Below are 25,593 nucleotides of genomic sequence, written 5' to 3'. Positions count from 1 at the left end.
ATGAGTCAACCAACTATTTCTCAATTGTCGATCAGCGCCAATCAGTTCCAGTTTTGCGAATTGGTGGATGAAGCGCTGCGGCATGCCAAAAAACTGGGCGCCAGTGATGCGGCCGTCGATATTTCTGAAAACAAAGGTTTGGCGGTCTCCGTGCGCCAGCTTGAACTGGAAACGGTAGAGCAGACGCAAGACCGCTCCTTGGGTGTGACCGTGTTTGCCGGTCAGCGCAGTGGTTCGGCCTCGACGTCGGATTTTTCCGTCAAAGCCTTGCGTGAAACGGTGGAGGCTGCCTGGCATATTGCCCGCTATACCGCCGAAGATCCTTTTGCCGGTTTGCCTGAAAAAGACATGCTGGCCCAAAGCTATCCCGATCTGCACTTGCATCACCCCTGGATGCTGGATGCTGACCAGGCGGCCAAGCTGGCGATTCGTGCCGAGCAGGCTGCGCTGGAATTGAGCCCGCTGATCAGCAATTCCGAAGGCGCATCGGTAGATACGCTGGAAGGGCATTTTGTGATGGGTAATAGCCGCGGCTTCTTGGGTGGCTACCCATATAGCCGTCACTCGCTCAGTGTCAGCCCGATTGCAGGCAAGGGCGACAATATGCACCGTGATTACTGGTACAGCAGCTCGCGCGACCCTTCCCGTTTAGCCAGCCCGGAGTCGGTGGGGCGCTATTCGGCTGAACGCACCTTGTCGCGCCTGTCGGCACGACGTATTCCTACTGGCCGCTATCCGGTCTTGTTCGAGGCCCCGCTGGCTGTGGGCCTGATCGGTGCCCTGGTGCAGGCCACCAGCGGCTCGGCGCTGTATCGCAAAACCAGTTTCTTGCTGGATTCCCTGGGTAAATCTGTCATGGCCAAGCACATTGATGTGCTGGAGCGCCCGCATCTGGCCGCTGCCATGGGTAGTGCTCCGTTTGACTCGGAAGGGGTGCGTACCAGTGATCGTGATGTGGTGCGTGGCGGAGAGCTGAAAGGCTACTTCCTGTCCTCCTATGCCGGCCGCAAGCTGGGCATGCCTTCCACAGGAAATGCGGGAGGCTCGCATAATCTGCTGCTCAGCTCACGTCTGACTCGTCCCGAGGACGATCTGGAGGCCATGCTCAAGAAAATGGGCCGTGGTTTGCTGGTTACCGAGCTGATCGGCCAGGGTATCAATTACCTGACAGGCGATTACTCGCGTGGTGCTTTTGGCTATTGGGTGGAAAACGGCCGTATTCAGCACGCTGTGGAAGAGATCACGATTGCCGGTAATCTGGCCGAGATGTTCGCGCAGATTGTGGCGGTAGGTGCCGATACCTTTGCGGCGGGCTCCAAGCGTACGGGTTCCATCCTGATCGAGCAGATGTCGGTGGCCGGTTCCTGATCCCGGCTGTCTGGAATACCGGGTCAGCCCGCCATGCCTTGTCATAGGCAAGCGGGCTGCCAGAAACCAGAGGATGACGGTCTGAGTTCGGAGTTGCTTCCTGCTCAGGCCGTTTTCTATGGGGCGCCGCTCAGGTGTTCCAGATCAAGGAGCCGACAAGATAGGGCCTGATTTGCGGGATAATCCGGGCTTTCCCAGCCCCCCATTCGGGGCGCGCCAGTGTACTATCCATAGCATAAAAATATTTCCCAATTATCGTCGAATACCCACAAGGAGGTTATTCATGCAGCGTCGCTCGTTTCTGAAAAAGGCAGGTCTTGGCGCCGTCGCCAGCACTGCCGCTATTGCTGCTCCTGCTATTGCCCAAAGCAATCCCAAGGTTAATTGGAAGCTGACATCGACTTACGGTCCCGCTACCCCGGCTCTGTTTTCTACAGCCCAGGCGTTTTGCAAGATGGTGGAAGAGGCCTCGGACGGCAACTTCAACATCCGTCTGTACCCTGCTGGTGAAATCGTTCCTGGTTTTGGCGTGATGGATGCGGTCAGCAACGGCACGGTGGAGTGTGGTCAGACAGCTTCCTATTACTACTACGGTAAAGATCCTTCTTTCAGCTTCGACACGGCAGTGCCTTTCGGCCTGAACGCGCGTCAGATGAATGCCTGGATGCAGGAAGGTAACGGCACCAAGCTGCTGCGTGAACTGTTCGCGACTCGTAACATCGTCAACTTTGCGTTCGGTAACACCGGCACCCAGATGGGTGGTTGGTACCGCAAGGAAATCAATTCCCTGGAAGATCTGAAAGGTCTGAAGATGCGTACAGCCGGTTTTGCCGGTGAAGTGCTGGCCCGCATGGGCGTGGTGCCTCAGCAAGTGCCACCAGGCGATATTTATCCTTCGCTGGAAAAAGGTACGCTGGACGCCGTGGAATTCGTGGGTCCTGTGGACGACGAGAAGCTGGGCTTCCAGAAAGTGGCCAAATACTACTACTACCCCGGTTGGTGGGAAGGTTCGGCCCAAGTGTCCTTGTACGTGAACGATGCTGCGTTCAAAGCACTGCCCAAGCAATATCAGTCCTTGATTGAAATTGCTTCGCGTGCCGCAGGCGAGCGCATGATCTCCCAGTACGATGCTCAAAGCCCCGCCGCTTTGCGTCGTCTGATTGCCAGCGGTGCTGTATTGAAAGCCTTCCCGCGCGACGTGATGGACGAGTCCTTCAAGACTTCCAACATTCTGTACAAGGAATTCTGCGACAAGGATCCTATGTTCAAGAAGATTCACGACGACTACATGGGCTTCCGTGACGCGATCGTGCCTTGGTTCCGTGTCGCTGAAGGTTCCTACGACAACTACCTGGGCATTGCTCTGGCAAACCAGAAAAAAGGCTGATCCCCGTAGCTTGGATCGGGCAGAGCAATCTGTTCCGGTTCGACGGCCAGTCTTATCAACCCCTGTTTTCCAATTGGAAGGCAGGGGTTTTTAATGCGCTTTCCCTCTATGAGAAGGGGGCTGGATGTGGCAAAAAGCCCGTGTTTTCACACGAAACCCTAGTGTTATCCACTATTTATGTTATTATGGCGAGCTATTTGGCAGAAATGCACGGGCGGAATATAACGTCTTGGCAGGGCTGAATGGAGCTGCCCAGCTTGTAAAAGCGGGTGGATTGTATGGGCCAAGCATGTTGCTTTGACCCAGAATTTTAATATTTAGGAACCATCATGAAGACCTTCGTGGCCAAGCCGCTTGAAGTCAAACGTGACTGGTTTGTGATTGACGCTAAAGGCAAAGTCCTTGGTCGTGTGGCCAGCGAAGTCGCACGCCGTTTGCGTGGTAAGCACAAACCCGAATACACCCCTCACGTTGATACCGGCGATTACATCATTATCATCAACGCTGCTGACATTGCCGTGACCGGTAACAAAGCGCAGGATAAGAAGTACTATCGTCACTCGAATTACCCAGGCGGTATTTACGAAACCAACTTCCAAACCATGCAAGAGCGCTTCCCTGGCCGTGCCGTTGAAAAGGCCGTCAAGGGTATGTTGCCTAAGGGCCCTCTGGGCTACGCCATGGCCAAGAAACTGAAGGTTTACGCTGGTGCCGAGCATCCTCATAGTGCTCAACAGCCTAAAACTCTGGACATCTAAGGATAGGTCATGATCGGTAACTGGAATTACGGTACGGGCCGTCGCAAGACCTCCGTTGCTCGTGTCTTCATCAAGAAGGGTTCGGGCCAAATCGTAGTCAACGGCAAGCCTGTTGACGAATACTTTGCTCGCGAAACGGGTCGCATGATTGTGCGTCAGCCACTGGTGCTGACCAACCATGTTGAATCGTTCGACATCAAGATCAACGTGCATGGCGGCGGCGAAAGCGGCCAAGCCGGTGCTGCCCGTCACGGCATCACCCGCGCTCTGATCGACTACGATGCAACACTGAAGACAGAACTGAAACAAGCTGGCTTGGTGACTCGTGACGCTCGTGCTGTTGAGCGTAAGAAAGTCGGTCTCCACAAAGCACGTCGCCGCAAACAGTTCAGCAAGCGTTAATTCGCCTCGCGACCTGTTTATGGTGCTCAAAAACCCCGGACTTGTCCGGGGTTTTTGTTTGCTGGCTACATTTGTCCTGCTTTGCTCGGTCTGGTACTTGAGAACAGGCAGGACTACGTTAAGATAGAATTTTTTGCTCGTCTCTCTTTCAGGAAAGTTCATGGCTACACATAGCGATACCCGGATCAAGGTAGGGATTGTCGGCGGTACAGGTTACACCGGGGTCGAGTTGCTGCGTCTGTTAAGTCAGCACCCCCAGGTTGAGCTGGTCGCCATTACCTCGCGTAAAGAGGACGGCGTGCCAGTGTCGGATATGTATCCGAACTTGCGTGGCCATGTGAACCTGAAGTTCTCTACCCCAGAAAACGCGAATCTGGAACAGTGCGATGTGGTGTTCTTTGCCACTCCGCATGGCGTAGCCATGAGCCAGGTTGAGCGTCTGCTGGAAGCAGGCGTGTGCGTTATTGACCTGGCTGCCGACTTTCGTCTGCAAGATACGGACGTATTCCAGAAGTGGTACAAGATGGAGCACTCATGCCCGGATATCCTGAGCCAATCGGCTTACGGTTTGCCCGAGCTGCTGCGCGACAAAATTGCCCAAGCCAAGGTAATTGGTAACCCTGGTTGCTACCCCACCACCGTGTTGCTGGGCCTGGCTCCCTTGCTGGAAGGCGGTAAAGCGCTGGTTGATACCCAGCATCTGATTGCAGACTGCAAATCGGGTGTGTCCGGTGCCGGTAAAGGGGCTTCGGTTCCCAATCTGTTTGCCGAGGCCAGCGACAACTTCAAGGCCTACGGCGTGTCGGGGCACCGTCACCATCCAGAAATTGTGGAGCAGTTGCAGCGCTTGGCAGGCGGCCCGGTCGGTCTGACCTTTGTGCCTCACTTGGTGCCCATGATTCGCGGCATGTTCTCCACGATCTACGCGCGCATCAAGCCCGAAGCCATGGATACAGACTTCCAGGCGTTGTACGAGCAGCGCTACGCTCAGGAAACCTTTGTGGACGTTCTGCCTGCCGGTACTTTGCCAGAAACCCGCTCGGTACGTGCTTCCAACCAGTTGCGTATTTCCGTGCAACGCCCCGGTAATGGCGACCAACTGATCATTCTGGTGGTGCAGGACAATCTGGTTAAAGGTGCTTCGGGCCAGGCTGTGCAGAATATGAACATCTTGTTTGGTCTGCCAGAGCAAACAGGTTTGAATCACGTTGCTATTTTGCCTTAAAGGGAACTTGGTCTTGGTGAACAGGTCAAATGTTTATGGCTGAATCACCGCAAACCACTTCTCAGACTGTCGCTCCCTCCCGTTCGCGGGGCGGGGCGTCTATCATTGCATTAGCTGTATTAGTCGGCGTGCTGTTGGGCGGCGGAGGCCTGTGGCTATATCGCAGTCTGACGCAACCGGCTGATCAGTCCGAACAAATTCAGTTGGCTATGCAGAATTTGACGCGTAGCCAGCAATCCTTGCAGCAGATACAAAGCGAGTTTGAAGGCTTGCGCGGGCAACTGGTTCTGGAAGAGAGCACCCGCAAGGGTTTGGAAAAGTCCTTGCTCGCTACCCAGACTGAGCTGGCGCAGACACGCGAACAACTGGCCTTTTACGAGCAGTTGCTCCCTCCAGGCCCCAGCGGCTCTGTCACTGTCCGGGCCTTGGACGTTAGTAAACGGGGCGATTTGCTGGAGTACAAGGTGGTGCTGCAACGTAACGCCCCAGAAGGAAAGACTTTTTCCGGTCGTCTTCAGTTTCAGTTGACTGGGCGGCAAGGCGGAAAAACCGTTAAAATCGATCTATCACCCAGTTCCGGGCCGGACTCGGCGCTGGCAGAGTCATCTGTAGAACAGATTGATCCCTTGGTTTTAAACTTCAACCAGTTTCAGCGCGCCATGGGTTGGCTGGCTTTACCGCCAGACTTTGAGCCCACCGCCTTGACGCTGAATGTCCTGGAAGGAAGCGTTATCCGCGCCTCCCGCCAGGAAAAAATCGCCCAGCCAGACTAATCACCCAACCCACGGGTGGTCATGTGCAAGGCGATCACATGATAATTATTCATGCCGGCGGGGGCCGGCAGGAGAACCACATGAGCACTCTTACCGAATCCGTTGATCTGCAAGCCCCTCCTTCCCCACTGATCTTTACTGATTCAGCGGTTGAGAAGGTCCGTGAGCTCCTGATTGAAGAAGGCAGCCCCGAACTGAAGCTGCGCGTCTTCGTGCAAGGTGGCGGCTGTTCCGGCTTCCAGTACGGCTTCACTTTTGACGAACTGGTTAACGACGACGACACCATTATTGATAAAGATGGCGTGCAACTGCTGGTTGACGCCATGAGCTTCCAATATCTGGTGGGCGCAGAGATTGATTACAAAGACGACCTGGACGGTGCTCAGTTCGTTATCCGTAATCCTAATGCGACAACTACCTGCGGTTGCGGCTCTTCCTTCACGATGTAAGAAGGCAGGGCTGGCGCTGTTAGTTCAGCGCTGGCGGCTTAAGTAGGTTTATATAAAAACACCCCAGACTCTGAATGCAGGGTCTGGGGTGTTTTGTTTACTAGGGCTGGGAGTCCAGGTGCGGCTGCTTAGTTTCGACGTTGTCGGCTTGGCTCTGACCGACGGATTAGGGTTCTGTAGGTCTTTAAAGTAGCCTTGCTACGTCAAGATGGCTTTCAAGCCGGATAACAAGCACCCAGCACCGTCGCACGTCGCGCACCTGTCACAGCGGGCAGTCCCGCAGGAATGCGTTCGATATGCGCGTAAGCCAGCCAGGCAAAGGCCAGAGCTTCGATGGATTGCGGATCCATGCCCAGCTCGGCGCTGGAGCGGATCGGCATCGCCACTAGAGCGCCCAAGCGTTTCAGCATGGCTGGATTGGCAGCGCCACCGCCACACACAATCAATTCCTGAGTCTGATCTGCGTAAGGCCGGATAGCCTGTGCAATGCTATGAGCCGTCAGATCCATCAGAGTGGATTGCACTACAGCAGGTTGAAGCTCGCCTTTCGGATCAACACGATCCAGATGCTCCTGTAACCACCCTAAGTTGAACAGATCACGGCCTGTGGATTTAGGCGCAGGCAGAGCAAGCCAGGGTTCGCTTAACAGGCTGGCGAGCAGGGCGGGGTCAGAGGTAGCGCTATTGGCCCACTGTCCATCTTTATCGTAGGGCTGGCCTTGATGTTTGTTCACCCAGGCATCCAGCAACATATTTGCCGGGCCGGTATCGAAGCCAAACACATCACGCCCAGGCAGTAGCAGGGAAATATTCGCAATCCCGCCCAGGTTCAGAATGACGCGGCCATGCTCGTGACGGAAGAGCGCCTCATGAACAATAGGCACCAAAGGCGCACCTTGTCCACCCGCTGCGATATCTCGGCTGCGGAAATCCGCAATCACATCCACCCCACAGCGTTCGGCCAGCAGGGCAGGGGCATTCAATTGCAGGGTATAGCCTTGGTCAGGCGCATGGCGGATAGTCTGGCCGTGTACGCCAATCGCCTGGATCAGGTCTTTTTCCGGGCCTTGAGTCCAGGGTTGGCAGGCTTGGGCGTAGAGTTCGGTAAGCTGCAGGGCGGCCATACTGGCGCGGGCCAGCTCGTTGTGCCCGGGGTGCTGCAAAGCCAGCAGCTCGTCTCGCAGAGCGGCTGGCATGGGCAGGCTGTGGGTTTGGTGTATCTGTGCCCCCTGTGGGCCGAAGGATGCCAGCACGGCATCTACACCGTCCATGCTGGTACCAGACATCAGTCCGATAAACAGGGGGGCTTGCATCGGCTTTAGCGGTTGGCCAAGGCTACAGGCTCGTCGCCTGTGTGCAGCAAGGCAAAGCTGTTCTGGTAGGAAGCCAGTGTTTGCTGGAACTGCTTGCGTTGTGGAGCATCCAGTACACGTGCTACGGGCAGGTCTACCGACAGAGGGTCAATCGCTTTTTGTGCAATACGGAATTCGTAGTGCAGGTGCGGGCCAGTCGCCCAGCCGGTCGAGCCGACGTAACCAATCAGTTGACCTTGCTCGACGCGATCACCCTTGCGCAGGCCTGCTGCAAAGCGGCTTTGGTGGGCGTACAGCGTGGTGAACTCGCCGTGGTGCTTGAGAATAATGGTGTTGCCGTAACCGTTCTGGCGGCCTACGAACTCAACGACGCCGTCTGCTGTGGCATGGATGGGGGTGCCCGAGGGAGCCGCGTAGTCCACGCCCTTGTGGTCGCGCCAGCCGCCATGTACGGGGTGGCGGCGACCGCCAAAGGTGGAGCTGATACGGGTGAACTTCAGGGCGGTACGCAGGAAAGCGCCTTTCAGGCTTTGGCCGCTGAAGTCGTAGTAACCGCCGGAGCCATTGTCAGGCTGGAACCAGGCGGCTTCATGGGTTTTGCCCTGATTGATGAATTCCACCGCCAGCAAGCGGCCCGAACCCACGTCCTGGCCTTCGTGACCATAGGACTCGTAGACCACGCGGAAGCTGTCGCCTTTGCGCAGGTCTTTCAGGAAGTCGATCTTGCTGCCCATCACGTCTGCCATTTGCAAGGTGATGTTGTCGGGAATACCGGCCTGATCGCTGGCACCAAACAGCGAGCTATTGATAGTGGCTTGAGCCACGCGCACTCGGGTCTGGGTGAGGTCGGTCTGCTCCAGGGCGATAAAGCCATCGTCGCCATTGGGACGGACTTCCAGCCAGCGGGCCAGGCCCTGGCCAGATTGTTCGGAGTACGGTGTGTGACGGTAGCGCAGCCACTGCAAGTTGCCATTGGCATCCATTGCGGCTTGTACGGTGCGGCCGGGGTACAGCTTGTAGATAGATCGCGCTTGCTTGTCGTGCGTCAGAAACTGCAACAGGCCTTCTTCGCTGACTTCCATGCGCTGAAGCAAGGCGGACAAGGTGTCGCCACGGCGGATACGGGTTTCAGTAATGTAGGCTTGCTGATCCTGAGTCTGCAGCACGGTCAGGTCTGACGGCAGGGTCAGGGCTGTGCGGGCTTGGTAGATCAGGGGTTCGGGGCTGCTGGGCATCACCACGGCAAGAGCACCAGCGGCGACAAAAGAGCCAAGGGCAAGCGTGATTAAACCGGCGCGGATAAAAAGGGCTCGGGCGGACCGAGGCTGGTGGATGTCGAGGTGGGAGGAGGAGCGTTTCCCTTTGCTGAACATAAAACCAGAACCTTGTTGGACGTACGGTTCACCGTCCACCCGGCTGGCAGGCGGAGGTCAGTTGTACTGGGCGGACAGAACATTCCAGCCCTGGCAATCTGACCTGCGCGGGAATGATAAAATAATTGGGTTTACGAAACCTTGCTCAATTCTTAAGCACGTGTCGCAATAGCAGGCTATCCTAGCGCATTAGGCTTAATTTTTCGAGCATTTTTACTCATTAGTTTGTCACCAGATTTGTTATGTCATCCCCCTCAGAGCCCCTTTCTCCAGAAGTCCTGGCTGATTTAGCCATTGTCAAACGTGGTTGCGACGAATTGCTCGTCGAATCCGAGTTTGCCCGCAAACTGGCGCGCAGCCATGCAACAGGACAGCCCTTGCGGATTAAGCTGGGTCTGGACCCCACGGCTCCCGATATTCATCTGGGGCACACGGTGGTGCTCAACAAGATGCGCCAGCTACAGGATCTGGGGCATACCGTCATCTTCTTGATTGGCGACTTCACCTCGACCATCGGAGATCCCAGCGGCCGCAACACCACCCGCCCGCCTTTGACGCCCGAGCAGGTCATTGCCAACGCCAAGACCTACTACGAGCAGGCTTCGCTGGTTCTGGACCCCGCCCGTACGGAAGTTCGCTACAACTCCGAATGGTGCGACAAGCTCGGTTCGCGCGGCATGATTCAATTGGCTTCCCGCTATACCGTGGCCCGCATGATGGAGCGTGATGATTTCACCAAACGCTTCAAAGCGAATCAGCCTATCTCGGTGCACGAGTTTCTGTATCCCCTATTGCAGGGCTACGATTCCGTTCAATTGAAAGCCGATGTGGAATTGGGCGGTACCGACCAGAAATTCAATTTGCTGGTGGGCCGTGAATTGCAAAAAGAATATGGTCAGGAACAGCAATGTATTTTGACCATGCCATTGCTGGTGGGTTTGGACGGCGTAGAGAAAATGTCCAAGTCCAAAGGCAATTACATTGGTATCAGTGAAACGCCGGACTCCATGTTCGGCAAGTTGATGTCCATCTCCGACACCTTGATGTGGCGTTACTTCGAGCTGCTGTCTTTCCGTAGCCTGGAAGACATTGCCGGTCTGCAAAAGCAGATTGAAGAAGGCCGTAACCCACGCGAAGTGAAAGTGGAGCTGGCACAGGAGATCGTCACGCGTTTCCACAATGCCCAAGCCGCCGAGCAGGCACTGGAAACCTTTGATGCCCGTTTCCGTCGTGGCGAAATGCCCGAAGATATGCCCGAGGTCACCGTGGCTGGCGAACTGGTCTTGCTGCGTGTCTTGCGCGAAGCGGGTCTGGTTGCTTCCAGCAGCGAAGCCCAGCGCAACGTGGAGCAGGGCGGTGTGCGCATTAATGGCGAGCGTGTGGACGATAAAGGTTTGCAACTGGAGCCGGGCAGCTATGTGCTGCAAGTGGGCAAGCGCAAGTTTGCGCGCGTCACTTTGACCGGCTGATTGATTGTGGAGGTCTGCAATGAAACTGCGTAGTGATTCTTTTCAAGATCAGAGCGTGATTCCTGAGCGTCTGGCATTTTGCCGTTACGACGCTCAATCAAGAGTCGCCTTGGCTGGTAATGCCAATCCGCATCTGGAATGGTCCGATGTTCCCGAGCAGACCCAATCCTTCGTAGTTATTTGCCACGACCCCGATGTCCCTAGCAAGCCGGATGATGTGAATCAGGACGGACGCGAGGTACCGGCAGATTTGCCACGGGTGGATTTCTTCCATTGGGTCTTGATCAACGTCTCGCCCGAATTGCGTAGTCTGGCAGAAGGCTCTTATTCCAAGGGCATTACGCCACGCGGTAAAGCCGGTCCATTGGCTCTGGACGATACTCGTCAGGGCGTGAACGACTATACCAACTGGTTTGCCAGTGACCGCGACATGAACGGTGACTACTTCGGCTACGACGGCCCGTGCCCCCCGTGGAACGACGCCTTGCCGCACCGTTATGTCTTTACCGTTTACGCCCTGGATATTGCTGAGCTGCCTCTGGAAGGTCGCTTCAATGGTCAGGACGTATTGCGCGCCATGGAAGGTCATATCCTGGGACGTGCCGCCTTGACCGGCGTGTACACCCTGAATCCCCGTTTGATCCAGCAATCCTGATTCCCCAAGGCGGACTGCTTGAGTTTTTTTCATATTCTCTTGAGTCCGCCTGCCGCCGCCTTACTTATTTCCACTTTTTTTGGGGTTTCTGCCACCAGAGGCGTTTGTCTCGGTGGTTTCCCGTGCTTCCGCGCTAAAATACCGCTTTCTTAGTTTGCTACCACTTTATCCTTAGGAACCCTCATGTTTGACCGTTCTGCGACTCTTGACAAAGTTGACCCCGATCTTTGGGCTGCGATTCAAAACGAAGATGTGCGCCAGGAGCAGCACATCGAGCTGATCGCCTCGGAAAACTACACCAGCCCTGCCGTGATGCAGGCCCAGGGCACACAACTGACCAATAAATACGCGGAAGGTTACCCAGGCAAGCGCTACTACGGTGGTTGCGAGTTCGTGGACGTGGTCGAACAACTGGCTATTGACCGTCTGAAAGAGCTGTTTGGCGCTGAAGCTGCCAACGTGCAGCCCAACTCCGGTTCGCAAGCCAACCAGGGCGTGTACATGGCTGTACTCAAACCTGGTGACACCGTTCTGGGCATGAGCCTGGCTGAAGGCGGTCACTTGACCCACGGTTCCCCCGTGAACGCATCGGGCAAGCTGTACAACTTTGTGTCCTACGGTCTGGACGAAAACGAAGAGCTGGACTACGACGAGCTGGAGCGCCTGGCCAAAGAGCACAAGCCCAAGCTGATCGTGGGTGGTGCTTCGGCTTACGCCCTGCGTATCGACTTTGAACGCATGGCTCGTATTGCCCATGAAAACGGCGCCCTGTTCATGGTGGACATTGCTCACTACGCCGGTCTGGTGGCGGGTGGTGCTTACCCCAACCCCGTTCCTCATGCTGACTTCGTGACGTCGACGACTCACAAATCCCTGCGTGGTCCTCGTGGTGGCGTCATCATGATGAAGGCCGAACACGAAAAAGCCATCAACTCGGCTATTTTCCCCGGCATTCAAGGTGGTCCACTGATCCACGTGATCGCTGGTAAGGCTGTTGCGTTCAAAGAGGCCCTGGCCCCTGAATTCAAGACCTACGCGGCTCAGGTCGTGAAAAACGCTGACGTGCTGGCTCGCACGCTGGTCGAGCGCGGTCTGCGTATCGTGTCCGGTCGTACCGAAAGCCACGTCATGCTGGTGGACCTGCGTCCTAAGGGCATCACTGGTAAAGTGGCCGAAGAAGCGCTGGGCAAAGCCCACATCACGGTTAACAAGAACGCCATTCCTAACGACCCTGAAAAGCCATTCGTCACCAGCGGTGTGCGTTTGGGTACGCCTGCCATGACTACTCGCGGCTTTAAAGAAGCGGAAGCGGAATTGACGGCGCACCTGATTGCTGATGTACTGGACAATCCTCACGACGAAGCCGTTTTGGCGGATGTTCGTCGCCGTGTACACGAGCTGACTGCCAAGTTGCCCGTTTACTCCTCCAAGTAATCCAGCCGGAGCGGGCCGCAAGGCCCGCGATCTTGAATGAAGTGTCCGTTCTGCCACCATGCCGATACCCAGGTGATCGACTCTCGAATCACCGAAGAAGGCGACGCCATACGGCGACGTCGTAAATGCTCGGCCTGTGAACGGCGCTTCACAACCTACGAACGTGCTGAACTGAGCCTGCCCGTTGTGGCCAAGCGCAATGGTACTCGTATGGAATTTGACCCCGCAAGACTGCGGGCGAGCATGGGCGTTGCGCTACGCAAACGCTCTATTCCCATGGCTCAGGTCGATGCGGCTGTGCAGCGCATCGAAGAAAAACTTCAACTGACGGGCGAACGGGAAGTCTCCTCCGAGACCATCGGCGAGCTGGTCATGGCCGAGCTCAAAGAGCTGGATCAGGTAGCGTATGTGCGCTTTGCCTCGGTCTACAAGAGCTTTAAAGATATCCGCGAGTTCGTGCAGGCGATCGACGAAATGAACGATCCCGGCCGCGGCTAAGGCTATGGTCGAGCAAGAAGACGTCATCTGGATGCGGCAAGCCCTGGAGCTGGCCGAAAAATCCCTTTATATCAGCGCCCCTAATCCGCGAGTCGCCTGCCTGATTGTGCGCGACGGCCAGTTACTGGCCTCGGGCTCGACGCAACAGGCGGGTGGCCCTCACGCCGAAGTCATGGCCTTGCGACAGGCTAAAGAGCGTGGTGTGAATGTGGCGGGTGCCACCTTCTACGTCACACTGGAGCCTTGCAGCCACCACGGGCGCACGCCTCCTTGTGCAGATGCCTTGGTCAAGGCGGGAGCCGGACGAGTCGTCTTTTCCATGTACGACCCCAATCCTCTAGTGGCAGGCAACGGCGTTTCGCGTCTGCGTCAGGCGGGAATCACTGTAGATGGACCTTTGTGCGTAGAGCAGGCATTGGCGATCAACGCCGGTTTCTTTGCCCGCATGACGCGTGGACGTCCCTGGTTGTGGATGAAAATGGCCGCCTCGCTGGATGGCCGCAGTGCTTTGCCAGATGGTCGCTCTCAATGGATTACCGGGCCTCAGGCTCGTGATGATGGACATCATTGGCGTGCTCGTAGTTGTGTGGTGCTGACTGGCATCGGAACCGTGCACGCTGATAACCCGCTGATGAATGTGCGGGCGGTTTCCACACCGCGGCCACCGATCAAGGCTGTGCTGGACACGCATTTGCGCATGGACCCGAAAGCCGCCATGTTGGACGGCACGCCATGCTGGGTATTCAGCCACCGTCGAGATCCCGAACGCGAGGCCGAATTGGCAGATCGCAATGCACAAGTCATTCCCATGCCTTTGCACGAAGGCCAAGTGGATGTGCGTGCCGTTCTGGATTGGATGACGGATCAACAGATCAATGAAGTCCATGCAGAAGCCGGTGCCCGTCTTTCCGGCGCCTTGATTGACGCGGGTGTAGTCGACCAATTGCTGATGTATCTGGCTCCCAAAATTCTGGGGCAGGGGCGAGGCGTGGCTGATATTACCGAGCTGGCCGGGCTGGACGATGTAGAGCCGTTCGAGTTTACCGATGTGCGCCTGCTGGGTGCCGACTTGCGTGTCCTGGCGCGCCAACGCGATCATTGGGAAGCCTTGCTGCGAGCGGTAGGTGGGGCTTATCCGCCGGACTCTGAATAAATCATTTTTCTGTATCACGGTTTGGCCTGGAAAGAAGGCAAAAGACCTGCGCAACCATGGCAATGGTCCTTATGCACACAAGCCAAGAGGCCATGTTCAATATAAATGGATGTTGCTGCTTGGTTGCCACCAACAATTAGCCACGGAAAAAATTTGAGCGCTTGCGTTACAAGGGCAAGTGCTGCTATTATTATGGACTTGGCATTAGCAGCTTCAAATTGCTTGGCCAAAAAGAACAGTTAGGACAGGTGGCCGAGTGGTTGAAGGCGCACGCCTGGAAAGCGTGTATACGTTTATAGCGTATCGGGGGTTCGAATCCCCCTCTGTCCGCCAGAATTCAAAAGCCCCTGCACAGCAATGTGCGGGGGCTTTTTTGTTGGGTCTGTTTTACAACGTCGGTGAAATTAATAATTCATTTGCAGGCCGACTCCGCGTAGTTGCTGCAAAAAGCTTGCCGACAGGGGACAGGGCAAGATCAGCTCAGGCCTTGAAAGTCCCGCTTTTGCTTCTCCCGCCATTTTGAAGGAGGCAGTGTTTCGTGTTGCCGCCAGGCGGCACGAAATGATTGCAGGCTGGCAAAACCGCAATGCTCAACAATGCGCTCAATAGACCAGTCAGTATCCATAAATAATTGGCGCGATCTGTCCAGCCGCATGATTTGTTGGTATTGCTTTAGACTGATGCCGCATTCTTTCATGAACAGGCGGCTCAGATGCCTGTAGCTGACTGAAAACTGTGTCATCACGGACTCTCCAAGCGGGGCTTGGACCGTCTGTTGTGCTAACCAGTCTTGCACAGCATGAATCAAGGGGTGATGGTGATTGCGATAACTCAGATGCACGCTTAACTGCGGGTCTGCTTCCAGACGCCGAAATTGAATCAGATTTTCGCGTGCGATGCGTGCGCTGATTGCGCTGCCGAAGTACTGAGTGATCAGGTGCAATGCCAGATCTATTCCCGCAGAAACGCCCGCTGATGTATAGATCGGACCATCCTGCACAAAGATGCGTTTGTTGATAACCCGTGCTTGTGGCGCAAGCTGTTGCAGGGTTCTGAGGTGGTTGTGATGGGTCGTGCAAAAGCGCCCATCCAGCAGCCCTGCTTGTGCCAGCAGTACAGCGCCTGTGCAGACGCTGGCAATCAATACTCCCGATGGGAGCTTGGTTCCGATGTCCCTTAGCCAGTGCGTCACTTTTTGCTGTGCCGGTGTAGCGGGGAGTTCGGCCTGGATTTTGCTTCCGACTACGACAACGATATCTCCTTCGATCAGACGTTTCGGGAGGGGGGCGATCGCGTTCAGAAAAAGCCCTTGGTAGCTTTGCAAGTGGGATTCCGGCCCTACACACTGGATTTTTACATCGGCTATATCCAGTTCCGTTAACGAGGCAAAAATCTGCATAGGCCCTCCCAGATCCAAAATGTGCATCTGGGGAAGGACTACAAAGAAAATCCGTTTCATGGCTGTTTCATGGCTTATTCGGATGAATCATTGATTTGATTTACTGATGTTATCGCTTTTTATTCTTTTCTTTTAATGGTCTTTTTTTTCTATTTATGTCCTGAAACAAGCTGGAGGTTTGATGGTCTGGAAACTACGATAAATAAGAATTTTTTGCAGAGAAAAGGATTTGTCGTCGTGGCGGAAGAATCAAGAGGCATTGAGCTGCATTGGAATCCTGTTTTCATGGAATCTGCCGGTTCTGGCTTGCTAGAGCTCATCAATATGACGGTCGCTGATAACGGCACGTTGGGGTTTGCTTCCGAGCTTTCGGGAGAGCAGGCGCACATGTTCCTGGACGCTCTTAATCGCAGAGTCGCAGACGGTGATACGCAAGCCTTGTATGCAACCTATGCAGGTCAACCTGCCTTCTTTGTGATGATGAATTTGAGTGGCATGCCCAATTGCCGACATAGCGCTGAGCTGGCCAAGGCTGTCGTGGCTCCGGGGTTTCGTGGACAAGGTTTGCCGAAACAGGCGCTGCGAGCTTTGATCTGTCGAGCTCGGGAGCTGGGCATCGAGCAGTTTATTTTAGATGTGCGCGAGGGGTCTCGGGCACATCGCTTATGGACTCGATATGGTTTTCAGACCTGGGGGATTCTACCGGACTATGCCCGTGTGGCCGGACAGGTTTTTGCGGGTCACTACATGTCGCAATCCATAGAAGTGCTGGCCCAACGCATGGGAATTTAGGAATTCTTAAAAAAGGATCTTGTAAATGTTGAGTAAGTCAGAATTTAAAAATGAGCTTGAAAGTACATTGCATGGCCATCTTACTTTGGCTCATCCTATCTTTATTGAATTGCTCAATACGAAGCAGCCTAATAAGGAATTGTTGAAGCAAGTGGCTTTGCAAGGTTATCAATTGACCAAGCATTTCCTGCATTATGTGGAGCATCTTTTTTTCTATTGCCCGGTTCCAAAATTCAAGCGGGCGCTGCTGGTTAATGTTTATGAAGAAGAGACGGGTCGCCTCTCACAAACAGACAATCACGTTGTTTTGATGCAGAACTTTATTCGTGCCCTTGGAATCAGTGATGAAGAGCGCGACGCCGCAACTGCTCTACCCGCTACGCAAGAACTGATTGATTATCGACTGAAAGCGGTAGAGGATCCGCAGCGCTACCATGTGGGCGCGGCGGCCGTCATGATCGCCAGCGAAGGCCAGAACCTGGAGACAAAGGCCGGTGAGGCCCGGCACACCCTCTTGGGCGACGTCTATGGCTTGCAGGACAAGGATCTTTTGTTCTTTTCCGTGCACCAGGAAGAGGATGTTGGCCATGTCATGCAAGGGCTCAGTTTGGTGACCGAGCTCTGTAATACTGAAAAGTTGCAGAAAGAAGCCTTGGAGGCTGTGGACCATACTTGCACATTGTTCTGGAATATGTATGACAACTTGCATCGAGAGTATTGCCAGCCCAGCACCATTCGTCTGAGTTGATTGGGTGCGTCCATAAAAATATGAGGTAGATGCTGCTTCATGCAAAACAAGAATGTGATCCGCTCTCTGGTCGGGCTGGGATTTCTGGCCATGTTCCTCTCTAGCGCGTTCAAAGGGGTTTTCCAGGTCTATTTCAATGACCTGGCTCTCTCTTTTGAGCGCGGCCGATCAGACTTCGGTTTTGTTGGCGGGGTATTCCTTTTGGTATCCGGGCTGGCCTCGCCGATGGTAGGCGCCTTGTCTGATCGCTTTGGGCCTATCTGGACCGTATTGATCGGCAGTGTGCTGGGAGGAGGGGCCTTCCTTTTGCTTGGCCTTCTGCCTCATCAATATTGGCTTTTTGTCATCTTGTATGGGCTGCTGGCTGCGTTTTCGCTTGCGGCGATGACGTTTGTACCCATGGGGATCTTGGTTGATCGATTGTTCGACCAGAGACACAAAAGTTTTGCTTACGCCTTGATCACCAATGGCACCGCCATTGGATTTATTGTTCTTTCCCCATTCTGGTTGTGGCTGCAATCCCATTTCGACTGGCAGCAGGTGTTTTTTGCGGTCGGTCTGTTGTTCCTGGGACCCTTGGCCTTGCTGTTCTGGTTGGGGGCACGTGTGCCCTTGCCTGCGAAAGAGCCTGCTGGAAATGTCCTCGAGAAACGCGTTGGCACTTGGCCAGTCGTGTTACGTGACCCTGGCTTTTATGTCCTCGCCTTTGGCTTCTTTGGTTGTGGAGCGTCGATGGCCTTCATTGACGTCCATCTGGTGCCTTTATGGCGAGATGCCGGAGTCAGCCGCTCCAGCATGGGAATGAGTCTGAGCCTGTTTGGCGTGTTGGAAATGATTAGCGGTTTGGCTGCTGGCTGGTTGGCGGTGCGTTTTGCCCAGCACCGGCTACTGGCGGCTTTCTACGTATTACGTTGTCTGGCCATGACGTTGTTATTGGCCCCCTCCGGGATAGTGACGACCTACGTATTTGCCGCCGTATTTGGAGCCAGTTATCTCGGAACCGTCATATTGACCTCAGCGATCTGTCTGGATCGCTATGGAGGCGCTGTCAAGGGGCAGGTATTTGGCATGCTTTTTCTGGTTCACCAGATAGGCGCTTTTGGATCTGCTCAATTAGGTGCTTATGGCTATGACCGTCTGGGCAGCTATCAGGCGACGGTCATGGTACTGGCAATGCTGACTGCGATCGCCGGTGTTTCTTCACTCTTTCTGTCGTCTGCCGTGTTTCGACGGGCTCAATCTGAATTCAACTGAGATCTCTATCATGTTCAATGACCAACGTCCTACCCAAATGCTCAGGATTGGACAGGGTGTCGATTTTTCTGACAGCTTTTGTGAGCCGCTTGCACTGACGTCTGCCTATTCTTTCAGCTCAGCGAGGGAGGCGGCTGCTCGTTTTGGGGGGACGGAACCGGGCAATGTCTATAGTCGATTTACCAATCCGACAGTCAACACGTTCGAGCAGCGGGTTGCCTTCCTGGAGGAGGCCGAAGCGGCGGTGGCGTTTGCATCCGGCATGGCGGCACTGTCAGCGGTGGTGATGGCGTTTGCAGCGAGTGGTAGCAATATCGTATGCGCACGTGATGTGTTTGGCACGACCCTGATCATGCTGCGCCAGCATTTTGCCCGTTATGGCATTGAAGTGCGTGTCGTCGGCATGCTGGATTACGATGCCTGGGAAAAGGCGATCGACAGTGATACATGCCTGGTTATTGTGGAAACTCCCGCAAATCCGATGCAGCACGTTGCCGATATTGCCCGGCTGTCGCGCATGGCTCATGACCATGGGGCATTGCTGCTGGTAGACAGCACCATGCTGACCCCTATTTTGCAGCGGCCATTGCGGCAAGGTGCAGATCTGGTATTGCATTCTGCCGGTAAATATATGGATGGTCACGGTCGGTGCATTGCCGGTGTGGTGTGTGGGGCCGATGCATTGATGCAGCCGCTGCGGTCGGTGTTGCGTTCGCAGGGAGCGTGCTTGAGTCCTATGAATGCATGGTTACTGCTCAAGAGCCTGGAGACGCTTGAGTTGCGTATGCAGCGCATCAGTGCCAACACACTGTCGATGGCGCGCTGGCTGGATAAGCATCCGAAGGTAGGTTCGGTGTTTTACTCGGGCCTGGAGTCGCACCCCTGCCATGAAATAGCCTGCGCGCAGCAGGCCGGTTTTGGTGGGGTAGTCAGCTTTGAAGTGGGTATGAGCCAAAAAGAGGCTTGGGCTTGTATGGATGCTTTGCAGTTGATTTCAATCGCGACCAATATTGGAGACACACGCAGCATGGTCACGCATCCAGCATCGACGACGCATGGGCGTTGGTCACCAGAGGATCGTATGAGCTGCGGGATTGGGGATAATCTGCTGCGCTTGTCCGTAGGTTTGGAATCGCTTGCCGATTTGCAGCAGGACATTGATGTGGCACTCAAGATTGCTCTTGAGCAGAAGAGTCAGAGTTTGCAGGGATGCTCCTTGCTTGAGACGCTGGAATGAGGGGGGCAGATGTTTTTGACACTGTTATTTTCAGCCGTACTGACTTTCCATGTGCTGGTGCTGTCACAGGGTGGGCGGCGCCGAAAGCAATGGTTTTGGTATGTTTTTATTGGCTTGTTCGCTTTGTTGCTCAGCTTGCAGATTGACTTCGCCGTTCTGAGCGACCGCCGGATTGACGGTCTCGCCTTTGGTGGTTTATGCGGTTGATGGCTTTCAGCGCATGCTTGGAAGGCGGGCAGGCCATTTTGGCGCCGCCCGTTCTGTGACCATGCAGGATTAAGGCAGCAGGCTCAGGTGGTCAACTTCAAATTCCGTTTTGCGCAGGCCTTTGTCGAATTCCCCAGTCAGTTCCACTTTCTGTTCAGCATTGATGGTCTGGCCGGCCGGGAAGTCTTCGTTGTCGATCTCTACGGTGATGCGACCGGTGGCGTCTTCAAATGTGTAGCGCTCGTCGCCTTCAAAGGAGACTAGGCGACCTTGCAAACGCGCGATCTGGTCATCGCGGCCGGTTTCCAACAGTTGCTTGACCGTCATTAGCGGCACATTGCTAGGGCCCGAGTAAGAGCCTGTGGTGCTGGCGGCCTGAGGTGCATTGCTTGGGCCCGTGTAGCTGGCAGGTTGCGCGATGGCAGCGGTGGCGCTCAGAGCAAGTACGGCGGCGAGGGTGGGTAAAGTGAATCGCATGATTGAGTTTCCTGTATCGGGTTACCGGGTAAATGTTCCGCCGATTGCGGAATGGTTTTATTAGACCCCCCGAACCTGAAGACAATCTTAAGGCACTGAATTGGGTGGGAAATCCAGGATGACGTTTAGACCCTGGCCGCCCAGCCCATCTTCAAAGGACAGCTTTGCCTCGTGCAAGGCGGCGATGCGAGCCACGATAGATAAACCCAGGCCGTTGCCCGTTTGCCCGGAGCCAAGTACGCGAAAAAACCGCTCTCCTAGCCTGGCCCGCTGTTCAAGGGGGACGCCAGGTCCGTTGTCACGGACTGCCAGACGGACACCGCCATCATGTCTGCGCGTCGTTTCGATTCTTACCCGGACACCCGTGCCGCCGTAACGAATGGCATTGCCAATCAGGTTGCGTAAAGCGCTGCTTAGCAATACGGGCGCAGCCTGCAAGTTTGTGACGGCCAAGGCCCGTTCTATATTCACTGATACAGAGCGCAATGATGGGATCAGGCTGTCCAGAAGCTGGTTCAGGTCTACGGTTTCACGCTTAAGAGGCTCTGCCTGCGGCTCCAGTCTGGTCAGGGCGAGCAGACTTTCTACCAGGGCAGTGCAGCGATCCAGATCAGCACGCAGTTGTTGCAGATGGGCATCAGGCAGTTGCAGCTCACGCTCAATTAACTGGACACGCATGCGCAGCCCGGCCAGGGGAGTGCGTAGCTCGTGCGCGGCATCGGAAGTAAAGCGCCGCTCACTTTCCAGTGCTGTGGATAGACGCGCCATGAGGGTGTTCAGTGCATCCAGCATGGCTTGCAGTTCACGTGGCGGATTGCCGCCTTGCACAGGCGTGAGGTCATCGGGTGATTTGGAGTTGATGAGTTTGGCGGTGTCTTCCAAAGGACGCATCAGGCGTCGGATCAAGAACCAGCTTGATAGACCCAGCAGCGCCAGTAGCCCCAATGCAGGCCAGGCCAGATTTTCGGCCATATCCTCCAGCAGTTCCAGACGCTCTTCCATAGGCTGGGCGACTTGGGCCGTCACTCCTCCCGATCCGGGGCGGACGTAAACCCGCCAAAGCTCATTGTCGACCCAGACAGTGGTGGTTTGCTTGCTGTGTGCCTGCGGTAAAAAGGCCGTTTCAGGAGTGTCGTCGCCGCGCAGCAGTACGCGGCCGTCTGAGGCTACTAGCTGGTAATACATGCGTAGCTTGAGTGCATCGTCCCGGTTCAGACGCGTACCCGTTGTATTGGACGAGGCCTGAGCCTCCTGCGGGTCCAGCATTAAGACCAGGCGGGCACCTTCTTCCAGGGCGTCATCAAGAACATCGCTAGTAGCGTACCAGGCGACACTGACCACGATGGACAGGCTGACCAGCCACAGGCCGATACTGGTTCCCATGACGGTAAACAGCAGGCGACGTCGCAGGGACCAGCCTTCCGGGCGTGATGCCGAGGGCGTTGAGGCAGAGCGTATACGAGTCAGCTTCTGGATTAGGCGTTTCATGCGGGTGCCAGAACATAGCCTTGATTACGTACGGTGACGATGAAGTCACTGCCCAGTTTCTTGCGCAAATTGTAGATATGTACTTCGATAGCGTTGCTTTCCACTTCTTCGCTCCAGCCATAGAGCGCCTCTTCAAGCTGAGCGCGACTCAAAATATGGGTGGGATGGTGCATCAAGGCTTGTAGAACGGCGAATTCGCGTGCGGTTACGGCTACGGGCTTGTCGTTCAAGGTGACGCGTTTGGCTGTTGGATCAATGGTGACGGGACCGTGACGCCATTCGGGAGTGCTTTGTGCAGCGCTGCGGCGTAAGGCTGCCCGTACTCGTGCGGATAGCTCTTCAAGGTCAAACGGTTTGACCAGATAGTCGTCTGCCCCCAGATCCAGGCCTTGCACTCGGTCAGCCAAGGTATCGCGGGCGGTGATCACAATGACGGGAACCTGTGCATGAGATCCATCGGCTCCCCGCAAGCGGCGCAGAACAGCATCGCCGTCCAGACCGGGCAGGCCCCGATCCAGCAATATGCATTGATAGGTATGAGTCGCCAAGGCCGTCGCAACTTGATCGCCCCGTTGCAACCAGTCCACAGCATAGCCGTCCAGATGCAGCCATGACTGCAAGGAACTGCCTAGCGAGGGATCGTCTTCGATCAAGAGAATACGCATGTGCACAGCCTGGCAGGGAAAGATGAAGGGAAACTGATGCTAGTGTGGGGCATGGGCCAAAGCCGCCGCAAGCACGTCAGTTATTTGTATCGCTGCTGCGTGTTTTTGAAAAGTACGGTGGCTAGATGTCTCCCTCCCCGATTGACGCACTAGATGTTTCGCTGATTCACCCGCTTTGACAGCTCCTGCGCGGTTTCCTTGCGTTCGCTATATCGATCCACCAGATACTCCGCACAGTCACGCGTCAGCAGGGTGAATTTGACCAGTTCCTCCATGACATCCACCACTCGCTCGTAGTAGGACGAAGGTTTCATGCGGCCTTCTTCGTCAAACTCCAGAAAGGCTTTGGCAACGGAAGACTGGTTAGGGATGGTGATCAGGCGCATCCAGCGGCCCAGCACGCGCATCTGGTTCAAGGCGTTAAAGGATTGCGAGCCGCCAGACACTTGCATGACAGCCAGTGTTTTGCCTTGTGTGGGGCGTACCGCACCGATGCTTAACGGTATCCAGTCGATTTGTGCTTTCAGGACGCTGCTCATGGCGCCGTGGCGTTCGGGCGAGGTCCAGACCATGCCTTCAGCCCACTGCACTAACTGGCGCAACTCTTGCACTTTGGGGTGATCGTCTGTTGCTCCATCGGGCAAGGGTAGTCCATGGGGATCGAAGAGCCTGGTTTCTGCACCCATTGCTTCCAGCAATCGTGCTGCTTCTTGTGTCAAAAAACGGCTGTAGGAGCGCTCTCGCAAGGAGCCGTACAACAGCAGGATGCGGGGTGGATGTGAAGCACGTTTTTGAGGCAGCAGCTCTGTCAGATCTGGGGTTCTAAAAGCGTGTTCGTCCAGATTGGGTAGCTCAGACTTGCTCAATTCTTTGTCCTTTTGCATCAATGACAGCCTCGCCGTCTTCTTTCCAGAATGCACCTTGTTGCGGCTGGGGAAGTATTTCCAGTACCTGTTCAGAGGGGCGACACAAGCGTGTGCCCAGTGGGGTAACAACGATGGGGCGGTTGATCAGAATCGGGTGCTCCAGCATGAAATCAATCAGTTGCTCGTCACGCCATTTCGGGTCGCCTAATTGCAGCGCGTCGTAGGGTGTCCCTTTTTGTCGCAGGACTTCCCGTACGCTCAGGCCGCAGTCTGCTATCAAGCGAAGCAGGGTGGCTCGGTCTGGCGGCGTTTGCAGGTATTCGATGATGGTGGGCTCTTGACCACTATTGCGGATCAGGCCCAGCGTATTGCGGGACGTGCCGCAGGCCGGGTTGTGATAGATGGTGATGGCTGTCATGGCGTCGTGCTCTTTGTCAGGAAATCAGTTTGTAATACCCAGGCGTAAGGCCAGGGCCGCCAGGGTGATGAGCAGTACAGGTGTGGTCAGGATGGCCCCTACCTTGAAGTAATAGCCCCAGCTAATTTTTGTACCTTTCTGGGCCAGAACGTGCAGCCACAGCAAGGTAGCCAGGCTACCGATGGGAGTGAATTTAGGGCCCAGATCGCTGCCGATGACATTGGCGTAAATCATGGCTTCTTTGACGGCACCTTCCGCGCTGGAAGCATCAATCGATAAAGCGGTGACCAGCACGGTAGGCATATTGTTCATCACCGAGGACAGCAGGGCCGACAGGATGCCCGTTCCCATTGCAGCACCCCATACGCCAGCCTGGGCGAATTTGTCCAGGAGCAGGGCCAGATAATCCGTTAGCCCGGCATTGCGCAGGCCATACACCACCAGATACATGCCTAGCGAGAACACGACGATCTGCCACGGGGCACCACGCAGCACTTTTTGGGTGCTGATTACTGTTCCACGGGCCGCGACGGCTAGAAGGATAATGGCCCCCACGGCGGCTACCGCGCTGACGGGAATACCTGAAGGCTCCAGTGCAAAAAAGCCTGTCAGCAGTAAAGCCAGCACTATCCAGCCAGCCTTGAAAGTGGCCTTGTCCTTGATAGCTTCAGCGGGCTGTTTCAGTTGCTCAAGACGGTAGTCAGTGGGGATGTCACGCCGGAAATACAGCATCAGGACGATCAGGCTGGCTAGCACGGAAACCAGAGTGACGGGTGTCATGATGGCAGCGTACTCTGTGAAGCTCAGCTTGAAGTAGTCAGCCGAGACGATGTTCACCAGATTGGAGACGACCAGAGGCAGACTGGCGGTGTCGGCAATAAAACCAGCCGCCATCACAAAGGCTAGGGTCGCGGCGGGTGAAAAACCCAAGGCAAGCAGCATGGCCATGACGATGGGAGTCAGAATCAAGGCGGCGCCGTCATTGGCAAACAGGGTGGCGACGGCGGCTCCCAAGATCACGATAAAAGCAAAGAGCTTGCGCCCATTTCCGGCTCCCCAGCGAGCGACATGCAAGGCGGCCCATTCAAAGAAGCCTGCTTCATCCAGTATCAGGCTGATGATGATAATGGCGACAAAGGTGGCCGTAGCGTTCCAGACGATGCCCCAGACCACTGCCAGATCAGCCCATTGCACCACGCCTGAAAGCAGGGCGGCGGTGGCACCGAATGATGCACTCCAACCGATGCCCAGTCCTTTGGGCTGCCAGATCACCAGGGTTAAGGTGGCAATGAAAATAAGAACGGCCGTTAGCATGACAGAGGGCTTGGTTTCGAGGCTTGAGGTGAGAAAGAAGGTACGCCAAGAGGCGTAGATTCAACTTGGTGCAGGTGCATCGCTTAACACGGCGGGCAAGAGGTAGGCGCGGTGTTGCAGCTTTCCCCCTGACAGCAGTTTTCAGTCAGGTAGGCGAGCAGAGTATTCATGGCGGGAAAGGTGGCGCTGTACAGCAGGTTGCGACCTTGTCGCTCGGCATGGATAAGCCCCGCATTGCTTAACTCCTTTAAATGGAAGGAGAGGGCGTTGGGGGCGATGCCTAGCTGTTCAGCCAGGATGCTGGGAGTCAGACCGGATGGGCCTGCGACGACCAGGGCGCGGAACACACGCAGGCGGGCTTCGTGGGCCAGGGCGGCCAGTGAGCGGATAACTTGAGATTCTTCCATAAACATATAATACAATAATTCTTGAATTATTGAATAGATGTGTTTTTTGGGCAAATTAGTTTGT

The 25,593-nt window shown here is 55.4% G+C and carries 27 protein-coding genes and 1 tRNA gene; 18 read left to right on the top strand and 10 right to left on the bottom strand.

Translation table 11 applies throughout. From position 1 onward, the window contains the following. The 7 genes from pmbA (at nucleotide 1) to erpA (ending at nucleotide 6,362) form a co-directional block, all read left to right on the top strand. A complete protein-coding gene (pmbA, locus tag JYG33_RS10270; RefSeq protein WP_207872180.1) occupies nucleotides 1–1,368 on the top strand; it encodes a metalloprotease PmbA in 1,368 nt (455 codons plus the stop codon). Between the two features lie 283 nt (nucleotides 1,369–1,651). Continuing rightward, nucleotides 1,652–2,755, top strand: a complete 1,104-nt coding sequence (locus JYG33_RS10265; protein WP_207872179.1) for a TRAP transporter substrate-binding protein — start codon at nucleotides 1,652–1,654, stop codon at nucleotides 2,753–2,755. A 329-nt stretch (nucleotides 2,756–3,084) separates the two neighbouring features. Then, entirely contained in the window at nucleotides 3,085–3,513 is a 429-nt protein-coding gene (gene rplM, locus JYG33_RS10260; RefSeq protein WP_094197715.1) for a 50S ribosomal protein L13, read from the top strand. 9 nt (nucleotides 3,514–3,522) lie between these two features. Further along, nucleotides 3,523–3,915, top strand: a complete 393-nt coding sequence (gene rpsI, locus JYG33_RS10255) for a 30S ribosomal protein S9 (protein WP_189392419.1) — start codon at nucleotides 3,523–3,525, stop codon at nucleotides 3,913–3,915. Between the two features lie 160 nt (nucleotides 3,916–4,075). Continuing rightward, complete coding sequence (gene argC, locus JYG33_RS10250) at nucleotides 4,076–5,140, top strand: N-acetyl-gamma-glutamyl-phosphate reductase (RefSeq protein WP_207872178.1); 1,065 nt, start codon at nucleotides 4,076–4,078, stop codon at nucleotides 5,138–5,140. A gap of 35 nt (nucleotides 5,141–5,175) precedes the next feature. Further along, nucleotides 5,176–5,913, top strand: coding sequence for a DUF6776 family protein (locus JYG33_RS10245; protein ID WP_207872177.1), 738 nt, complete (start codon nucleotides 5,176–5,178; stop codon nucleotides 5,911–5,913). Nucleotides 5,914–5,993: 80 nt separating this feature from the next. Beyond that, a complete protein-coding gene (erpA, locus tag JYG33_RS10240) occupies nucleotides 5,994–6,362 on the top strand; it encodes an iron-sulfur cluster insertion protein ErpA (protein WP_003801826.1) in 369 nt (122 codons plus the stop codon). Nucleotides 6,363–6,577: 215 nt separating this feature from the next. Here the strand turns inward: erpA and JYG33_RS10235 are convergent, their stop codons facing one another. Together JYG33_RS10235 and JYG33_RS10230 are read right to left on the bottom strand one after the other, a co-directional pair. Continuing rightward, complete coding sequence (locus tag JYG33_RS10235) at nucleotides 6,578–7,675, bottom strand: anhydro-N-acetylmuramic acid kinase (RefSeq protein ID WP_207872176.1); 1,098 nt, start codon at nucleotides 7,673–7,675, stop codon at nucleotides 6,578–6,580. Between the two features lie 5 nt (nucleotides 7,676–7,680). Next, nucleotides 7,681–9,048: a M23 family metallopeptidase gene (locus JYG33_RS10230; RefSeq protein ID WP_207872175.1), complete on the bottom strand. Its 1,368-nt coding sequence runs from the start codon at nucleotides 9,046–9,048 to the stop codon at nucleotides 7,681–7,683. 242 nt (nucleotides 9,049–9,290) lie between these two features. Between JYG33_RS10230 and tyrS the strand changes: the two genes are divergently transcribed. The 6 genes from tyrS to JYG33_RS10200 all read left to right on the top strand — a co-directional run bounded on the left by tyrS (nucleotide 9,291) and on the right by JYG33_RS10200 (nucleotide 14,590). Continuing rightward, nucleotides 9,291–10,517: a tyrosine--tRNA ligase gene (gene tyrS, locus JYG33_RS10225; RefSeq protein WP_207872174.1), complete on the top strand. Its 1,227-nt coding sequence runs from the start codon at nucleotides 9,291–9,293 to the stop codon at nucleotides 10,515–10,517. Nucleotides 10,518–10,536: 19 nt separating this feature from the next. Continuing rightward, nucleotides 10,537–11,172, top strand: coding sequence for a YbhB/YbcL family Raf kinase inhibitor-like protein (locus JYG33_RS10220; RefSeq protein ID WP_207872173.1), 636 nt, complete (start codon nucleotides 10,537–10,539; stop codon nucleotides 11,170–11,172). A 183-nt stretch (nucleotides 11,173–11,355) separates the two neighbouring features. Beyond that, entirely contained in the window at nucleotides 11,356–12,606 is a 1,251-nt protein-coding gene (glyA, locus tag JYG33_RS10215) for a serine hydroxymethyltransferase (protein WP_207872172.1), read from the top strand. 36 nt (nucleotides 12,607–12,642) lie between these two features. Next, the gene (nrdR, locus tag JYG33_RS10210; protein ID WP_207872171.1) at nucleotides 12,643–13,104 is read left to right on the top strand and encodes a transcriptional regulator NrdR; all 462 of its coding nucleotides are present in this window, start codon (nucleotides 12,643–12,645) and stop codon (nucleotides 13,102–13,104) included. 4 nt (nucleotides 13,105–13,108) lie between these two features. Further along, nucleotides 13,109–14,257 (top strand): bifunctional diaminohydroxyphosphoribosylaminopyrimidine deaminase/5-amino-6-(5-phosphoribosylamino)uracil reductase RibD, encoded by a 1,149-nt coding sequence (ribD, locus tag JYG33_RS10205; protein WP_207872170.1) that lies wholly within the window; start codon nucleotides 13,109–13,111, stop codon nucleotides 14,255–14,257. Between the two features lie 242 nt (nucleotides 14,258–14,499). Further along, nucleotides 14,500–14,590, top strand: a tRNA-Ser gene (locus JYG33_RS10200). A 142-nt stretch (nucleotides 14,591–14,732) separates the two neighbouring features. On the opposite strand, the gene JYG33_RS10195 is transcribed toward JYG33_RS10200, so the two are convergent. After that, on the bottom strand, nucleotides 14,733–15,716 hold the full coding sequence (locus JYG33_RS10195; RefSeq protein WP_207872169.1) for a helix-turn-helix domain-containing protein: 984 nt from the start codon (nucleotides 15,714–15,716) through the stop codon (nucleotides 14,733–14,735). A 177-nt stretch (nucleotides 15,717–15,893) separates the two neighbouring features. Here JYG33_RS10195 and JYG33_RS10190 point away from each other — a divergent pair, with 177 nt between their 5' ends. The 5 genes from JYG33_RS10190 to JYG33_RS10170 are packed head-to-tail and all read left to right on the top strand — an operon-like array spanning nucleotide 15,894 to nucleotide 19,894. Continuing rightward, nucleotides 15,894–16,448, top strand: coding sequence for a GNAT family N-acetyltransferase (locus tag JYG33_RS10190; RefSeq protein WP_207872168.1), 555 nt, complete (start codon nucleotides 15,894–15,896; stop codon nucleotides 16,446–16,448). 25 nt (nucleotides 16,449–16,473) lie between these two features. Then, complete coding sequence (locus tag JYG33_RS10185; protein WP_207872167.1) at nucleotides 16,474–17,196, top strand: iron-containing redox enzyme family protein; 723 nt, start codon at nucleotides 16,474–16,476, stop codon at nucleotides 17,194–17,196. A gap of 39 nt (nucleotides 17,197–17,235) precedes the next feature. Continuing rightward, nucleotides 17,236–18,450: an MFS transporter gene (locus JYG33_RS10180; RefSeq protein WP_207872166.1), complete on the top strand. Its 1,215-nt coding sequence runs from the start codon at nucleotides 17,236–17,238 to the stop codon at nucleotides 18,448–18,450. Nucleotides 18,451–18,460: 10 nt separating this feature from the next. Continuing rightward, nucleotides 18,461–19,687, top strand: a complete 1,227-nt coding sequence (locus JYG33_RS10175) for an aminotransferase class I/II-fold pyridoxal phosphate-dependent enzyme (protein ID WP_243430143.1) — start codon at nucleotides 18,461–18,463, stop codon at nucleotides 19,685–19,687. 9 nt (nucleotides 19,688–19,696) lie between these two features. Then, nucleotides 19,697–19,894 (top strand): hypothetical protein, encoded by a 198-nt coding sequence (locus tag JYG33_RS10170; protein ID WP_207872165.1) that lies wholly within the window; start codon nucleotides 19,697–19,699, stop codon nucleotides 19,892–19,894. Between the two features lie 69 nt (nucleotides 19,895–19,963). On the opposite strand, the gene JYG33_RS10165 is transcribed toward JYG33_RS10170, so the two are convergent. The 7 genes from JYG33_RS10165 to JYG33_RS10135 all read right to left on the bottom strand — a co-directional run bounded on the left by JYG33_RS10165 (nucleotide 19,964) and on the right by JYG33_RS10135 (nucleotide 25,529). Then, complete coding sequence (locus JYG33_RS10165; protein ID WP_207872164.1) at nucleotides 19,964–20,371, bottom strand: NirD/YgiW/YdeI family stress tolerance protein; 408 nt, start codon at nucleotides 20,369–20,371, stop codon at nucleotides 19,964–19,966. An 87-nt stretch (nucleotides 20,372–20,458) separates the two neighbouring features. After that, nucleotides 20,459–21,859: an ATP-binding protein gene (locus JYG33_RS10160; protein ID WP_207872163.1), complete on the bottom strand. Its 1,401-nt coding sequence runs from the start codon at nucleotides 21,857–21,859 to the stop codon at nucleotides 20,459–20,461. Then, a complete protein-coding gene (locus JYG33_RS10155) occupies nucleotides 21,856–22,524 on the bottom strand; it encodes a response regulator transcription factor (protein WP_207872162.1) in 669 nt (222 codons plus the stop codon). Before JYG33_RS10155 ends, JYG33_RS10160 begins: the two co-directional genes overlap by 4 nt. Before the next feature lie 149 nt (nucleotides 22,525–22,673). Continuing rightward, nucleotides 22,674–23,390, bottom strand: a complete 717-nt coding sequence (gene arsH / locus JYG33_RS10150) for an arsenical resistance protein ArsH (protein WP_243430142.1) — start codon at nucleotides 23,388–23,390, stop codon at nucleotides 22,674–22,676. Next, nucleotides 23,377–23,808 carry an arsenate reductase (glutaredoxin) gene (gene arsC, locus JYG33_RS10145; protein ID WP_207872160.1) on the bottom strand — a complete coding sequence of 144 codons (432 nt, stop codon included), beginning with the start codon at nucleotides 23,806–23,808 and terminating at the stop codon, nucleotides 23,377–23,379. Before arsC ends, arsH begins: the two co-directional genes overlap by 14 nt. A 24-nt stretch (nucleotides 23,809–23,832) precedes the next feature. Then, the gene (locus tag JYG33_RS10140; protein WP_207872159.1) at nucleotides 23,833–25,122 is read right to left on the bottom strand and encodes an arsenic transporter; all 1,290 of its coding nucleotides are present in this window, start codon (nucleotides 25,120–25,122) and stop codon (nucleotides 23,833–23,835) included. Nucleotides 25,123–25,205: 83 nt separating this feature from the next. Continuing rightward, nucleotides 25,206–25,529, bottom strand: coding sequence for a metalloregulator ArsR/SmtB family transcription factor (locus JYG33_RS10135; protein ID WP_207872158.1), 324 nt, complete (start codon nucleotides 25,527–25,529; stop codon nucleotides 25,206–25,208). Nucleotides 25,530–25,593: the final 64 nt, after the last annotated feature.

This window comes from Alcaligenes sp. SORT26 (genome assembly GCF_017377875.1).
In the GTDB taxonomy this organism is placed as follows: domain Bacteria; phylum Pseudomonadota; class Gammaproteobacteria; order Burkholderiales; family Burkholderiaceae_B; genus Alcaligenes; species Alcaligenes parafaecalis.
The sequence above is the reverse complement of the archived record's forward strand: the minus strand, read 5'-3'. Positions and strand labels throughout refer to the sequence as shown.